12 protein-coding genes are annotated in these 14,427 nt (G+C 44.0%); 4 read left to right on the top strand and 8 right to left on the bottom strand.

Going from position 1 to position 14,427, the window contains the following annotated elements:
* Positions 1-111: 111 nt before the first annotated feature.
* Positions 112-684 carry a TetR/AcrR family transcriptional regulator gene (locus DMB88_RS15030; RefSeq protein ID WP_128102001.1) on the bottom strand — a complete coding sequence of 191 codons (573 nt, stop codon included), beginning with the start codon at positions 682-684 and terminating at the stop codon, positions 112-114.
* 139 nt (positions 685-823) lie between these two features.
* Here DMB88_RS15030 and DMB88_RS31210 point away from each other — a divergent pair, with 139 nt between their 5' ends.
* Both DMB88_RS31210 and DMB88_RS31205 read left to right on the top strand, forming a co-directional pair.
* Positions 824-1,156, top strand: coding sequence for an SDR family oxidoreductase (locus DMB88_RS31210; RefSeq protein WP_254438593.1), 333 nt, complete (start codon positions 824-826; stop codon positions 1,154-1,156).
* Between the two features lie 5 nt (positions 1,157-1,161).
* Entirely contained in the window at positions 1,162-1,587 is a 426-nt protein-coding gene (locus DMB88_RS31205; RefSeq protein ID WP_254438592.1) for an SDR family NAD(P)-dependent oxidoreductase, read from the top strand.
* A gap of 241 nt (positions 1,588-1,828) precedes the next feature.
* On the opposite strand, the gene DMB88_RS15020 is transcribed toward DMB88_RS31205, so the two are convergent.
* A complete protein-coding gene (locus DMB88_RS15020) occupies positions 1,829-2,671 on the bottom strand; it encodes an AraC family transcriptional regulator (protein ID WP_128102000.1) in 843 nt (280 codons plus the stop codon).
* A gap of 116 nt (positions 2,672-2,787) precedes the next feature.
* Between DMB88_RS15020 and DMB88_RS31200 the strand changes: the two genes are divergently transcribed.
* The gene (locus DMB88_RS31200) at positions 2,788-2,967 is read left to right on the top strand and encodes a hypothetical protein (RefSeq protein ID WP_254438680.1); all 180 of its coding nucleotides are present in this window, start codon (positions 2,788-2,790) and stop codon (positions 2,965-2,967) included.
* Complete coding sequence (locus DMB88_RS15015; RefSeq protein ID WP_368028357.1) at positions 2,916-4,772, top strand: beta-galactosidase; 1,857 nt, start codon at positions 2,916-2,918, stop codon at positions 4,770-4,772. Before DMB88_RS31200 ends, DMB88_RS15015 begins: the two co-directional genes overlap by 52 nt.
* A gap of 92 nt (positions 4,773-4,864) precedes the next feature.
* Here the strand turns inward: DMB88_RS15015 and DMB88_RS15010 are convergent, their stop codons facing one another.
* From DMB88_RS15010 to DMB88_RS14985, 6 genes are all read right to left on the bottom strand, one after another.
* Positions 4,865-7,513: an alpha-L-rhamnosidase gene (locus tag DMB88_RS15010; protein WP_128101999.1), complete on the bottom strand. Its 2,649-nt coding sequence runs from the start codon at positions 7,511-7,513 to the stop codon at positions 4,865-4,867.
* Between the two features lie 19 nt (positions 7,514-7,532).
* Positions 7,533-10,238 carry a glycosyl hydrolase gene (locus tag DMB88_RS15005; protein WP_128101998.1) on the bottom strand — a complete coding sequence of 902 codons (2,706 nt, stop codon included), beginning with the start codon at positions 10,236-10,238 and terminating at the stop codon, positions 7,533-7,535.
* A 26-nt stretch (positions 10,239-10,264) separates the two neighbouring features.
* Positions 10,265-10,699 carry a hypothetical protein gene (locus tag DMB88_RS15000; RefSeq protein WP_128101997.1) on the bottom strand — a complete coding sequence of 145 codons (435 nt, stop codon included), beginning with the start codon at positions 10,697-10,699 and terminating at the stop codon, positions 10,265-10,267.
* 31 nt (positions 10,700-10,730) lie between these two features.
* Positions 10,731-11,615, bottom strand: a complete 885-nt coding sequence (locus tag DMB88_RS14995) for a carbohydrate ABC transporter permease (RefSeq protein WP_128101996.1) — start codon at positions 11,613-11,615, stop codon at positions 10,731-10,733.
* 56 nt (positions 11,616-11,671) lie between these two features.
* Positions 11,672-12,583, bottom strand: a complete 912-nt coding sequence (locus tag DMB88_RS14990) for an ABC transporter permease (RefSeq protein WP_128101995.1) — start codon at positions 12,581-12,583, stop codon at positions 11,672-11,674.
* A 61-nt stretch (positions 12,584-12,644) separates the two neighbouring features.
* Positions 12,645-14,321 (bottom strand): type 2 periplasmic-binding domain-containing protein, encoded by a 1,677-nt coding sequence (locus tag DMB88_RS14985; RefSeq protein WP_164848699.1) that lies wholly within the window; start codon positions 14,319-14,321, stop codon positions 12,645-12,647.
* Positions 14,322-14,427 lie beyond the last annotated feature (106 nt).

Below are 14,427 nucleotides of genomic sequence, written 5' to 3'. Positions count from 1 at the left end.
GTCAACTTGCTCACACGTTTCACGCATTCAACTGGCTAAAGCCATAAGAAAAATCCGCTTAAACAGCGACTTCATATGGAAAATTATCAAGAAATAATAAAAATTAACTAATTATACTATTTTTTCGGCATTTCCCTTCGGAATAGTGACCCCACAGAACTCATACAAAATATCAGCCATGTACGTATCACTTTCTTTCATGCCATTTAACGCCCATTCGATTAAAACGCAATAGAATCCACCTACATAAAACTTAGCAATATAGTTTTCTTTGTAAGAATCATCGTAGGTTTTAACTACAATTCTTGTGGCTAATTTGTGTAGGTATTCATTACACTTGGCTAGCAATAAGTAACTAACGTTGGACTTTACCAGATTTTCTACTAAGATTTTCTCATTCCTGAAACATCTGAAAAATAATAGTGTTGAATAATAATTATCAAAGTTCTCCCCTGCCAATGCCTGATCAAAAAAGTCAGTAAACACTTGATCAATACGTTCCACGATTACATCCTCAATGATGTTGTAATTTCTATAGAACCCCATGCGTGATACACCAGCTTTTGTACACACCTCGGTAATAGATATGTTATTTAGACTTTTGGTTTGCATTAATATCATGAGTGCATTGAAGATCCATTCTTTCGTCAGAGCACTTCTGACTTGATTAGATGGGTTTGACATTACAACATCTCCTTTTATGTCACACTTGCCTTGAAATGCATTGATATCTTTATGTTATACACATTATACTGAGCTCAACAAGACGTTACAACAGTAACATCTTAGCGTTTAGCGAATAAAATTTGAGGAGGAATATAACATGTTTAAGAAATTGCAAGATACGGTGGCGTTGGTAACTGGAGCAAGTAGTGGAATCGGTGAAGCAACTGCCAGAAGGCTCGCTGCTCAAGGAGCAACCGTTGTCCTTGTCGCACGTCGTAAAGATCGATTGGAGAATCTGGCTTCCGAGCTAAAAAACCTTGGAGGTGAGGTTCTTGTAATAGCAACAGATATAACAGATAAGAAGCAAGCGGAACATGCAGTTCAGCAGGTTATAGATAAATATGGACGTTTGGACACCGTTATAAATAATGCAGGACTCATGTTAATCGGGGTGTGGCAGAGGCGACCTCAATCGAATGGGAACGAATGATATCCGTGAATATAAATGGGTTGTTATACATATCCCATGCTGCACTACCGTATCTAATCCAATCAGCTTTGACTTCCGACCGGAAAGTTACTGATTTAATAAATATTAGTTCAGTATCTGGACGCAAACCATCGGCAGGGCAAGCGGTATATAGTCTCACGAAATCTGGTGTAGCAGCGTTTACTGAAGCACTGCGGCAAGAGACGGCCGGGCTTAACGTTCGTGTGGCTGTTTTAGAGCCAGGTGCAGTGGGAACGGAACTAGGTAATCACTTACGTGAAGACGTGCGTGAGCAACTTTCCAATATTCTGAGCCATATTGAAGTTCTTGAAGCAGAAGATATTGCAGAAACGATTGAATTTATTGTAACTCGCCCACGTCGCGTGGCGGTCAACGAGATTTTAGTTCGTCCAACGGATCAAGCAATGTGATTCTGATTCGATTCTTATTAGATACGGTTGCGATGCATTACACATAAGCATGATTGACCTTCCATTTGCCTTCCAAGCAGAAAAAGTCGCTAAGATAGCGACTTTTTCTGGTCTAATATTTCAATCTAAGAGTTGTAGCTCAGAGCAGCTTAATCAGGTTTTAAAGCTATAGAATTAGGCCTGCCCTCTTTTTTAGTTAATAATCCAACTATTTAGCCGGCTGCACACTCGAATTCTTATGTTACGACTTCTGATAGACTCGGCGGAACGCGCCGGGTGTGAGTCGTTCCAGCTTCTTGAAGGTTGCTCCATAATAGCTGGTAGATTCGAAGCCGACTTGACGAGCAATATCCTCCATCCCACGCTGCGCATTGTCGAGCAGAAGTTCCTTGCTTTTGTTGACCCTCACCTGATTAACATAACTGATGGGACGAATGCCTGTCGTCTTCTTGAACAAATGGCAGAAGTATTCCGGTGTAACGCAAATGAGACCAGCCAGCGTTGGCAAAGTAATCTCTTCAGCATAATGCTGCTCAATATAATCCAAAACCGGTTTTATCCGCTCATATTGCTGCCCAACGGTATCATTTCCCTCGACAGAGACACGCTGAATAATCTCTGTCAATAAGGTATAGAGGATGCCGGAGCAGGCATAATTGCTTAACGTCTGCTCTTGTGGTGTAAGGGCGGCTTGCAACAACTCTCGCATTCGGGAGAAAAGGTACTCGGGCGACGCAAGCGTATATACGGATGTATTGACAATGCCGACTGTTTCAAATAAACTCGCTGACCCGCTGCCATCAAAAATGATCCAATCCACCTCCCAGCTCTCTGATAGCGCATAGTATTCGTGTTTCTGACCGGGGAACAACAGCATGCCCATACCCGGCTTGATGATATGTTCCGTTCCGCTTAGCCTGAGCTTACCTTCGCCGCTGCGGCATTGAATCCACTGATAGTCCTGAATGCCTTGATCTCGGCGTATGTGCTCCTGTTCATGATGTAGGCCGATGCCAAGCAAATAAAAAGGGAGTAGCTTGTCTCGGGCAGATAATACCGGGAAATTGCGATTGGGATGAGGCATGCGACCAATTCTCCTATTATCTTAATATTGTTATATCATATTAATTATTTAAGATATTCACTCCAATTAATATAGCATATAATCGCAATATATTGATAAATAAAGGAGATTACAGGATGACAATTAAGATAGGAATTGATTATTATCCAGAGCAATGGACCCCGGAGTTATGGGAGCAAGATGCCGTCCTTATGCAAGAGACGGGGTTTCTGTTGTGCGAATGGCGGAGTTCGCCTGGAGCCGAATGGAACCGACCGAGGGTAATTATCAGTTCGAATGGCTGGATTCGGCTATAGAAGTATTCGCTTCGCGCGGTATGAAAATTGTGTTATGCACCCCCACCAATACCCCGCCGAACTGGATGACAACCCGTTATCCAGATGTACTGCCTATGGATGAGCAACGCCACATCATCCGGCCAGGTGTGCGTGGACATCGTTGCAACAACAGTCCTTCCTTGAGAATGCTGGGCTCCAAATTTGTGGAAGCGATGTCACAGCGCTATGGTAAGCATCCCGCCGTCATTGGCTGGCAAATCGATAACGAGATGCACTATCAGGAGTGTCATTGTGATACATGCAATCGTGCATTTGTCGCTTGGCTGCAGAAGCGTTATTCCAATCTGGAGGAGTTGAACCGGGAGTGGGGTACGGTCGTCTGGAGTGGTGAGTACAGCAGCTGGGCTGAGGTAACAACGCCGCTCGGTGCCAGCAAACCGATGAATCCTTCCTATCTTCTGGAGTATAAGCGGTTTTGTTCCGACAGCGTTGGCCATCTGCTGGGATGGCAGCTTGAGATTTTACGCCGTAACTGTCCAGATCAATTCGTGACGCATAACATGTGGCAATATCCAAATACCCTAGACTACTATGATATGCACAACGGATTGGACTTCGTCTCTGTCGATTATTATCCCAATGAGCTGTATCGCGATTATGGCGATCGGTTTCCGAGGAACGGAGCGCTTACGCTGGACTTGGTTCGCGGCATCAAACGCCGGAATTTCTGGGTAATGGAACAGCTCAGCGGAGCGCAGGGCGCCTGGATGCCGATTCAGCGCACCCCCTATCCTGGACTGATTCGAGCTCGCTCCTGGCAGACAATTGCCCGTGGTGCGGATATGGTCGTTCATTTCCGCTGGCGGAGTGCTACCGTCGGAGCCGAACAATTCTGGCATGGGCTAATCGACCACAGTAATGTTCCTGGACGCAGGTTCCGGGAGTTCGCTGAGCTTACTCGCGAGGTGAACCAGTTAGGAGAACTGCTGGGCGGCTCAGCAATTGTTACCCAGGTTGCGATTCTACATTCCCACGATCAGCATACAGCCCTTTCCCTTCAGGCGCAGGCGGAAGGGGGAATGCACTATATAGACAACTTGTCCTCTATGCATAATGCATTTCTGAAAATGGGCGTCGGTACAGACGTTATCAACTGGACTGAAGAGCTCGACGGTTACAAGCTGGTCATTGTCCCTTCTCTCTTCCTGTTAAGTGAAGAAGTAGCACAGCGACTGGAGCGATTCGCAGCCAAAGGTGGTACGGTTGTCCTCACCAATCGGACTGGCGTGAAGAACATGAGGAATGTATGTGAGATGCTGCCTCTGCCGGGGCTACTGGCGGAAGCTGCGGGTGTTGTCGTAAGTGAATACGATGCAATCGGCAACAGCGAGCATCGGATACGGAACGCGGAGGGCAAGACATTCGCTGCGAAGCAATGGTGTGATCTACTGGAACTACGAGGTGCAGAGCCGATCGCTTGGTATGACAACGACTTTTACGAGGGTGTGCCGGCAGTTACTGTCAATAAGCTTGGTGAAGGTGAAGTGTATTATGTTGGCACTTGGCCGGAGCCATCTTATTTCTATCAGCTGTTTGAAGACATATTGAAGGAAAAGGAACTGGCGCCCAAAATCCAGCTGCCGGAAGGTGTCGAGCTGTCGATTCGAACGAAGGGGGAGCAGAGCTTCCTCTTCCTGATCAATTTGACGAATGAGCAACGAGAGATTACGCTGGACGTTCCTTATCGCAGCTTGTTGACCAGCGAGAGATTGGATCAGAAGTTGACTCTTCCAGCTCTAGGAGTAGATATTCTAACTGTATAAGAAGATCAGCAGATTTCAAAGTTAAAAAGGGATGTCTCACAAGGCTCAATACCTTGAGGGACATCCCTTCTCTTATTTCACCTTACATTGCATTACTGTCCATTCACTGTGAACCGATAACTTCCCGATTGAATTCCAATTATTGCATATGAACGACCACGCTCTCGCACATCCTCATAACCGATTGGAATTCCTCCCTCCATAATCACTGCTTGATCTGAAATAATAGGTAACTTAACCCTGCCATGGGTGTTCGGAGGAATGGTCACTGTTAACTGATATCCACGCTCCTCCACCGTAAATTCGCTCTCGATCTTACCTCTAATGGAGTAGTGACTACCGCTGGCATATTGAATTCGATCCAAACAGCCAGGCGCAATGAGAATCTCTTTGTAGGCGTCACTTAACGATGATATTCCGAGCAATTCCTTATATAACCATTCCAGAATATGTCCCATCATATCATGGTTGCGAGAACGGGAATCGTCCGTCCAAAATTCGGGCAGCGCAGTTTCTCCACGCTCAACAAATCGAATATAACTTGGATGCTCTGGCTGCATCATCATATCGAAGACGATATCGTTTCTTTTTATACCTGCGAGAGCACCAAACAAAAAGCGTAGCCCAATCTCGCCTGACTTCAGTTGTCTCCCGGATGTGGCATGTAATAGCGCAGCTTCCACATCAGATCGATACTCTTCCTCCACAAGCCTGAAGTATAGCGGGATGGCCTGCACGACTTGATTCAATGGATCAAACTCCCCATTTAACTTGCAATAAGCGTAGCGACCCTCTTCTGTGACCTGACGTAATAACTTGGAGTTATAACATCGCTTCACGCGTGCCGACTCCGATTCATAATAGGCAGATTCATCATCGAGTCCAAGCATATAAGCGAATTTGGATACTAACTTATAACACTCATAGTAAAAGGCTGTTTCAACATTTTCGATATAATCTCCGCCACTTTGCGGCACAATGCCCCAATCACCGAGACCGTGTTGTATGAGCCCACCGTCTACTTCTTTTAATTTCAAATAGTTCAAGTATTTCTTCATAGCTGGATAAGCTTCTTCCAGTGCAGTTCGATTCCCATACGTCTCAAGCAGTAATTCTGGAACCAGAATGATTGCACTTCCCCAAGCAATCGAATCCCGGAACCCCTCTGTAAATTTGGAGTATTCAGGTGCTATATCAGGAATAAGGCCCTCTTCTGTCTGTGCTTCGATCATATCGCGTGTAATTTTCAGCCAGAGCTCTTCAACCGCTTTGACATACATGATGGATGGCCCCATCAGACTTGCCGTCTCGATCCAGCCCAGCTTTTCAATCGTAGGGCAATCGGAGTGTACGCTTTGAAGATTACTTTCAATTGCTTTGATTATAATCTCACCTAGTTTGGTAATACGGAAATCATCCGTTTCCAAATGTCCCGCATCCGGTGATGCTGACGTGATGAAATGTCCTTTTACGTCGTGAATAAATGGTTTCGATGGATCAGTACGGTCACGCGTACATCCTTCGATCTGTACCCATCTTGCCCCGTAACATGAGAAATCTGGCTTCCATGTTTCCAGTTCACCTGTACCGGATAGCGTATATTCTGAATACGTCACAATATCCCAAGGCGTGGCAACCGTTCCATCCTCGTTTCTTAGTTCCCCAGGTTTAATGGTTACTTTACTTCCGGCAGGGCCGCTGACATAGATTTCGAACATGCCTGACATATTCTGCCCTAAATCAAAAACATAAATTTGATCTTTAGGCTCCTCAATGCTAATCGTATCGTAGACGGATTTCACAATGATTGGTGGCTGGTTCTGGCTTACCAACTTCCCCTTGGGTGAGGTTACCACCTTTGCTTTAGACCATGTAGAATCGTCAAATGCCGATTCGTACCAACCTTCCGGATACAAACGAGCATCGAAATTTTCTGAACCATATACATTAGCTAAAGTAGTCGCACTAGCACAAACTTTCCATTGTTCACTTCCGGTCAGTACATACTGTATGGAGCTGTCTTCATATTCAATATGCCACTCGCCAATAGCAAGCAACACATTTCCATATGATTCATACCCTTTTCCAATCGTGTAGAAATGTCGGTCGCCTGCATCGCCTACATAAAACCCGTTGCCAACCGAAAGTCCAATGACATTCGATCCTTCTCGTATATGGTTTGTCACGTCAAAGCATACGTATTGTACGGACTTTTCGTAATGGGTCCAGCCTGGGTCCATTTCGTTAAGCCCCACTTTTTCTCCATTCATGAACATCTTGAAATGACCGAGTCCCGAAACGAGTGCATAGGCTCGCTTGATCTTCCCTGTTGCTGTAAACTCAGTTCGGGCGTAGAATGGCTTGGCATCCCCTTTTCCGATCCAATTCGCTCTCCAGGTCTCATCGTATAAATAGCCGGTAAATAATGATACAGGATCACTCCAACACATTTTCCCATGCTGATTCCAGACTGCCACTCTCCAGTAATACGTCGTTACACTTTGTAGTTGTTGCCCTTCATAACGAATGCCAAATTGCTCGGAAGAACTTACCTTCCCGCTATCCCACAATAAATATTTATATTGTTCGATATCCGTTTTCTGTTCTGCAAATATAATTCGGTAATACGCCTGGTGTTGTCCACGCTCTTCACTTTCTAGCTGCCAGCCCAATACGGGAACTTTGGTATCCATACCCAAAGGAGAATAATAATTATTGATCCTTAAATTCACCGGTTTCATCCGTCACGTCTCCTTTCTATCAATAATCTCGAACCTTCTTGTTACTACTTAGAAGTTTGATGGGTTCTAATAAACCGTAGGGAGTGCCTTGGTATTCTAATGTATAATCTTCATCTTCGGGGTGAAATGACCACCAGTCAATCCAGCTTGAATTGGTCTCCTGTTGATGAAGTGGGCCGAACAGATTCCTTGGACTTCCAACGACTTCAACCACGACTTTATTCTTCTGGCACGTCAGAACGCCAGGATCTATGTCAAACCATGCCTCGCTTTTCCACGGAATGGTCTTAGATATTGTTCCGTCCAGCTTGATTTCAAGTAGAACAGCCGCATATTTACCAAACTCCAGTCTGTATCCGTTAACTGATTCAATACCCTTTTCGATCTCGAAATAATAGTTCATACTGCCACAATAGTAGGGATAGCCTTGTTTACGCCAGTCGCCGTAAGTTAGATTGTTAGGCTCAATCACTATTTTACGATAAGGGTCGACAGCAAAATCTCCAATAATATATGCATTCTCCAATTCCATATCGTTACAGTACGAGATCAGAACTTTTAGCGTATTTATACCTTCATGCAATCCTGACAGTTTAATTTTTTGCATACTCCGATCCAAATAATATCCTTCTGGCTTTTTATCTAAGCAGTTGCCATTAAGCTCGTAGTCGAAACGATGTGCATCTTCAAGTACCAGAAATGCATCATTCGCTGGCACATCGGCGACCACAAATGTAAACCTCAGTTCCAGCGGGGTTTCATTGCCCGGATGTTCCTGATGAATCCAAAAGTACCTCTGTAGGTTTCCGTTGTGGAATACCTGACGCATACCCAGTCGTTCACGAATCATACGTTGAGCCCTCCACACCTCCATAGGCTTAGACCACGGTTCATTCCCCATGCGAAACTGGCATTGATCAAGAACAAGCGCATTAGGTGCAGTTCTCTCAAACGAGACAGGCTGTAGCTCTGAAATGTACTTATTGCTTATTTCAAACAGGGTATGATCTTGAGCGGAACCATGATTTTGATTCACGTCAGTCATCTGATCGTTGTTAACGGTTGCAATTTCCTCTTGATTACTTGAAGTGGATGAAACAATATATAGCTTGGACTGTGCTGGCCCGAATGTATCGCTGAAGCGTATCTTGCCATCTTTCTTAGCAACTGGGCGTGGAATCATTTCTCCCGACCAAGCATCCCATTCTTCCAGGTGTTGCCCTTCTGAAATACTGATCTCCACTTGATGGGTGTTATTCCGATCATTGTTTACAATAAAAACAGTCGAGCCATGTTGTACTTGCCGGTGCATGTGAAGAAAATGCTTCGCTTCATTGCCATCCTGATCCAGAATGCTTACGGCACGTGATGTTTTCTCGTCCAACAGCGTTATCAGTTCAGCAGAATCTTTGAATTGAATATATTGGAAATGCTTTTTTAGATCATCCAAACGTTGCAGACTCTCCGACCTGCCATCTACTAAGTACGGCACTTCCCCAAATGCAGCAACAATACCTCCACTGTCCATAAATGAAAGCAACACCTCAAGTGTTGAGGACATGACATTGTGTAGAGAAGGTAGAACAATGAGTGAATATTGTGCTTCACCGACGTATAGCTGACCTTTCTCAGCTCTGGCGAACTCTTTCATTATAAGCTCATCACCCAGATCATAGTCGACATGCCATTCAACCATCCGGTTGACGAATTCGTTGAAAGACTTATCATAGTCTGTCAGCATGGATTCATTACCGGCTGTATTTTTCCATGAAGATATGTTCACATTTTGCCCGAGATGTGACCACACCGATGAAGCTGGATGAATCACGAGCACATTCCGAGTTAATTTCCCCTCACTTAAGACAGAGCCCAGTCTTGCATAATAATCCTCCATGCGCCGATTATGACTCCACCAGTTCGTATGATAATTGAAAGATGGTGGGTAATCCCGCTTACGACATCCTCTGAGTGAATACCAGGATAAATGATGAGTCAATAAATTAATGCCTAAAGCAAATTGCCAATCCCCCATCCATCTTCGACTCTCAAAAGTTAAGTCCCAGCCTGTCACACCGTAAGTTTCGGTGATTACTTGTTTCTTACCAAGCTGATTCGCAACACTGGAGACCTGTTTGATCGTTAAATGTTCTTTGGTTTGCTCACCCAGTGTGTCAATACCCGGAATGTGCAAATATCGATAATGCGACATTACTGAACCGCTATGACGAGTCTGTCCGACAATACTACCTTCGGAATGAAAATGTCCGGTGAACTGAATGCCCTGTTCTTGGCACCACTCCCCAATTTGTTTCGTATACGATTCGCTGAACGTTTCCGTCACGGTCAACCAATAATCATAACGTATTTGTGAAGAAAGGGGACCTTGAAAAAAGAAGTATGGAAGCAACGTCCATATGGAATATCCTCTTCTGACTTCAAACTCGTGTGCAAATAGTTCACTCCATGCAATCCAAGTCAATTCTGGTTCATTCATACGTTCGGCAAAACCTTGGATCGTCGGCTCATCGGTAAATATCCCAGGAATCGTTTTTCCGAATTCTTCTCCAACTGCTTCTCTGTAAGGTTCATAGTTCGTCTCAATAAATAACTTTACCGTTTCAGGATTCATAAGATCCGTGTAGGTGTCCCCATGACACCAGTCGTTTTTATCAGCGATTCTCACACGGAAGATGAGATAGATCTCATCTTTCGTCTGAAGAACCACTCCGAGTTCATTCTCTGCCAGTTGCCTCAGCTTCGTGATACTTCCCCTATTATGATGGCGTGATATATGGCCACAATGGATGTATCTTCTCGATCAAAGGTGCGGCTCATATCTAAAGTCAGTGCCTTGGCACGCACCTTATCGCCGCCTTTACTCGCGACCATTCCACCACCCATCCCTGAGGAATATCGATCTTCATCGTACAACCAGGCAGAGATGCCTGACTCCTTCGCCTTAGCAACACTGTCCTTGATCCGATGCATAAACTCTTGGCTCAGATAAGGTGTTTCCAAGCCCTCACGCACATGCATCATAAAACCGCCCATGCCCTGTTCCTTGAAACCATCAATCTGGCGATTCAACTCCTCTTGCTCCAACTTGTCGTTCCAAGCCCAGAATGGAACTGAGCGAAACGAGTGACCCGGATTTAAAAAAGCACGCTTCAATAGATCCTGATTCATGTGTCACCTCATAATGTATAGTTTGATTAAACTACCCTTTGACACTGCCAAGCACGATCCCTTTGACGAAATACTTTTGCAGGAAAGGATAGATACATAAGACGGGCAGCATGGATACGAACAATTGGGCTGCCATGACCGTACGATTAGAAATATTAGCAAGGAGTGATAAATCGCTCGCGTTCATATTGGTTAAATCTCTTGATACAATAACGGTTCGTAAATAGGTCTGTAACGGATAGTTGGACGGTGAGTTCATATAGATCATGCCATCAAACCATGAATTCCAGTGAAAAATGATTGAAAATAGGGCGATTGTGGCTAAGGATGGTTTAGATATGGGCAAGTAAATGCTCCATAATGTTCGCAAGGAACCTGCGCCATCCATTTGGGCAGATTCTTCAAGCTCTGGCGGCTGAGTACGGAAAAAGTTAAGCATGAGCACAATATTAAATACATTAACCGCTGAAGGGATGACAAGAGCCCAGATGGTGTCCATTAGCCCCGTCTCTTTAACTACCATGAAGGTTGGTATTAATCCTCCATTAAAGATCATCGTTATAACGAAAAACCAGGAGTATATCGTTCTGGAACGAAACTTCAAATTGGATTTCGAGAGCGGATAAGCAGCAAGAACAGTGAGGGTTAAACTTAAGGAAACCCCGAGTATCACCCTTTGAAAGGAAACGAGTACCGTACTCATAAAGATGTTGTTACTGAAGATATATTTATAGGAATCCAGATTAAAATCCACAGGCCAAATCGTCACCCATCCAGCTGAAACGGCTGCATTACTACTGAAGGATAAAGCGGCCATATGAATAATAGGGAATAAACAAGTGATGGAAAATAAGGTTAAGAAAATATAGTTCGCATATAGGAATACTTTTCGAGAAAGCGTGCGTCGTTCGATCATGTATACAGCCTCCTTATTTATTGAGAGAAATGGGGCTTATCGCTCGTAAATTCCAATTAAAAAATGCGATAATTCGCGAGCTTATAGGCAAGAAGATAGGAGGTACAGATGAAGATAAATGACACGAACGATTTGAAAAGTCCAACAGCTGTTGCTACACCATACTGCATCTGCTCCATGCCGATCCGAAACACATACGTATCCAGAATGTCTGCACTGGAATAGACTTGAGGACTGTACAGATTAAACACCTGATCGAAACCTGCGTTTAATATATTTCCAAGGCTTAGAACACTAAGTAATACGATGATTGGTTTCATACCAGGAAGTGTAATATGCCACATTTGCTTGATATGTCCAGCACCGTCCAACGCTGCTGCTTCGTATAAAGACTTATCGATGCTTAGAATTGCGGCCAAGTATACGATCGTATCAAAGCCAAGTTCTTTCCATATATGTGAAGCAACAATTACAAAGCGGAACCATGCACCATCGCCTAAAAAATAAATAGGTTCAAAACCAAAAAGTCCTAGAAAATTATTGATAATACCGCCTGAAGGTGACAGTATGTCAATTAGTATGCCGGATAATATAATCCAGGAAATAAAATAAGGCATATAGACGACCGTCTGAACTGTTCGTTTGAATACAACGTTCTTAACTTCATTAAGCAAGATCGCCAATCCAAGAGGAAATATGATACCAACGATCATTTTCAACAATGAAATGAATAAGGTATTTCCAATAACTTGCATCGTATCTGGCATACCGAATACGTACTTAAAGTTATCGAATCCAATCCATTCTGAGTTAAACCATCCATTTGAGGGAATAAAATCTTGAAATGCAATAACGATGCCAACAATCGGTCCATAGCTGTAGATGAGAACCAGAATGACCGCCGGCAACAGCATCATATGGTAAGCACCAGTAGAGAACCGACGTTTACGGGTTCCTTTTAGCTCCATGTGTGCACACTCCATCCGTTTTTATAAAAATAGAGGAACTGCGAAGTTCCCCTATTCATCATCATTTAGCTGCGTCCCAGTCATTGACCTCTTTCGTAACTTCTTCGAGGCCGAGTTTGTTCAATTGATCAACGAATTTATCGAAATTATCCAGTGAGTCGGATCCCATAATAACTTTTGTGTAATATTCAATAACTGCCTGTTCAATCGTTTTCAACCGGTTTTTCATGGCAGCCGTTGGTGCACCATAGAACTCATTCATTTTGAATAGATCTTGATTAACATATTCGTTCATATATTTAAACGAACCGGTTTCGCCGAACACCTTCTCGTATTGAGCGTTGGCGTTGTCTCCATCTTTGTATTTTTGAATATTATCATAGTATCCTTTTTCTTCAGCATTCAAATTAGAGGCATTCCCCGTTTTGAAAGCTTCTGTTATATTAAGATGACCTTGAAGGTTCTTTTTTGCTTTCCACGCCTTTGCAACGGCATAATGATGTCCCGGAGCTGGTTCAGGACCCAAGAATCGGTTGTATTCCTCGGAGGATGTATCCCCATAGTTCAACTCTGTCCAGAAATTAATCAGTTTCATAATGGCTTCCGGGTGCTCGTATCCACTACGCATCACATAGTAATTCTCAACATTTAACTGGATTTGAGGATTAGCAGGTTGTGCATCCTTGGATACGATCGGGTAAGCCATCCAGTTGGAATCCGGGAAATTATCCTTTGTCTGCTGTAACGGATACATCCCATTCCACATTTGACCAAAGTTGAAACCGACTCTTCCAGCAGCAGCCAACTCGGCTGCTTTACCTGAATCTTTTGCGCCAAAGTCTTTCTCAATCAAACCTTCACTATACAGTTTGTTAAGATATGCAAGAGCATCCTTGACTTCTGGCTGTGCGCTACCGTACACAAGCTTACCGTCTGTTCCACGAACCCACGTTTTCGGATAAGCATCGAAGGCATTAAATAATCCTATGGCTTCAGCCAACCCAGGAGTAAGGAAATCTTTGCTCAGCATGAGCCCAACAGTATCCTTCTTACCATTGCCGTCAGGATCCTGCTCCACAACTGCCTTGAGAGCCGAGTATAGTTCATCTGTCGTCTTTGGATTCGGTAGACCTAACTTTTCCAACCAATCTTGGCGTGCCCACAAAAAGGAAGCACTATCAATAGATGAGCTAGTCGATGGAATAGCAATTAACTTCCCTCCAAAGGTTGCTGACTCTAGGGCTGTGTTGCCTTCCTCGGTAATGATCTCCTTCGTCAATGGTGTTCCATAATTTTTATAAACATCTGTTAAATCAGTGTATAGATTGGTCTTCGACAGCGTTGCGAGATTTTCCAGACTCGCGCCTACAAGATCCGGTATATCACCGGATGCGATAGCAACGCTCATTTTCTGCTTTCCTGCATCTGCACCTTTGGTGTACCATAGCGGTTTAACAATAATACCAAGCTCATCCCGATAGGCTTTGATCCATTCGCTATTCTCCCACTTCTCCTCAGAAAAGCCATCGGCGATTGCGTCGGCAATCGATATAGCAACTGTTAGTTCGATGGGTGGATCATACTTAGCCATCGGATCAGACGGGGGATTTGTTGCTGTGCTGACGCCCTCATTATTGGACACCTTGTTTGCATTGTTCGAACTGCATCCGGCCAGAAGTGAGACACTTAGCATCATTACTACAGCAAAAGAGAATACTTTCCTTTTTTTGTTCGTCATGTATACCCCTCCAGTCATTCAATATTAAGTACAAGATAAGCTTACAGTCCAGAGGGAAAGAAAGCGATTTCAAAATTCCGATATTCCTTGTATTCTGCCGACAACG

The organism is Paenibacillus sp. DCT19 (genome assembly GCF_003268635.1).
Taxonomy (GTDB): domain Bacteria; phylum Bacillota; class Bacilli; order Paenibacillales; family Paenibacillaceae; genus Paenibacillus.
The sequence above is the reverse complement of the archived record's forward strand: the minus strand, read 5'-3'. Positions and strand labels throughout refer to the sequence as shown.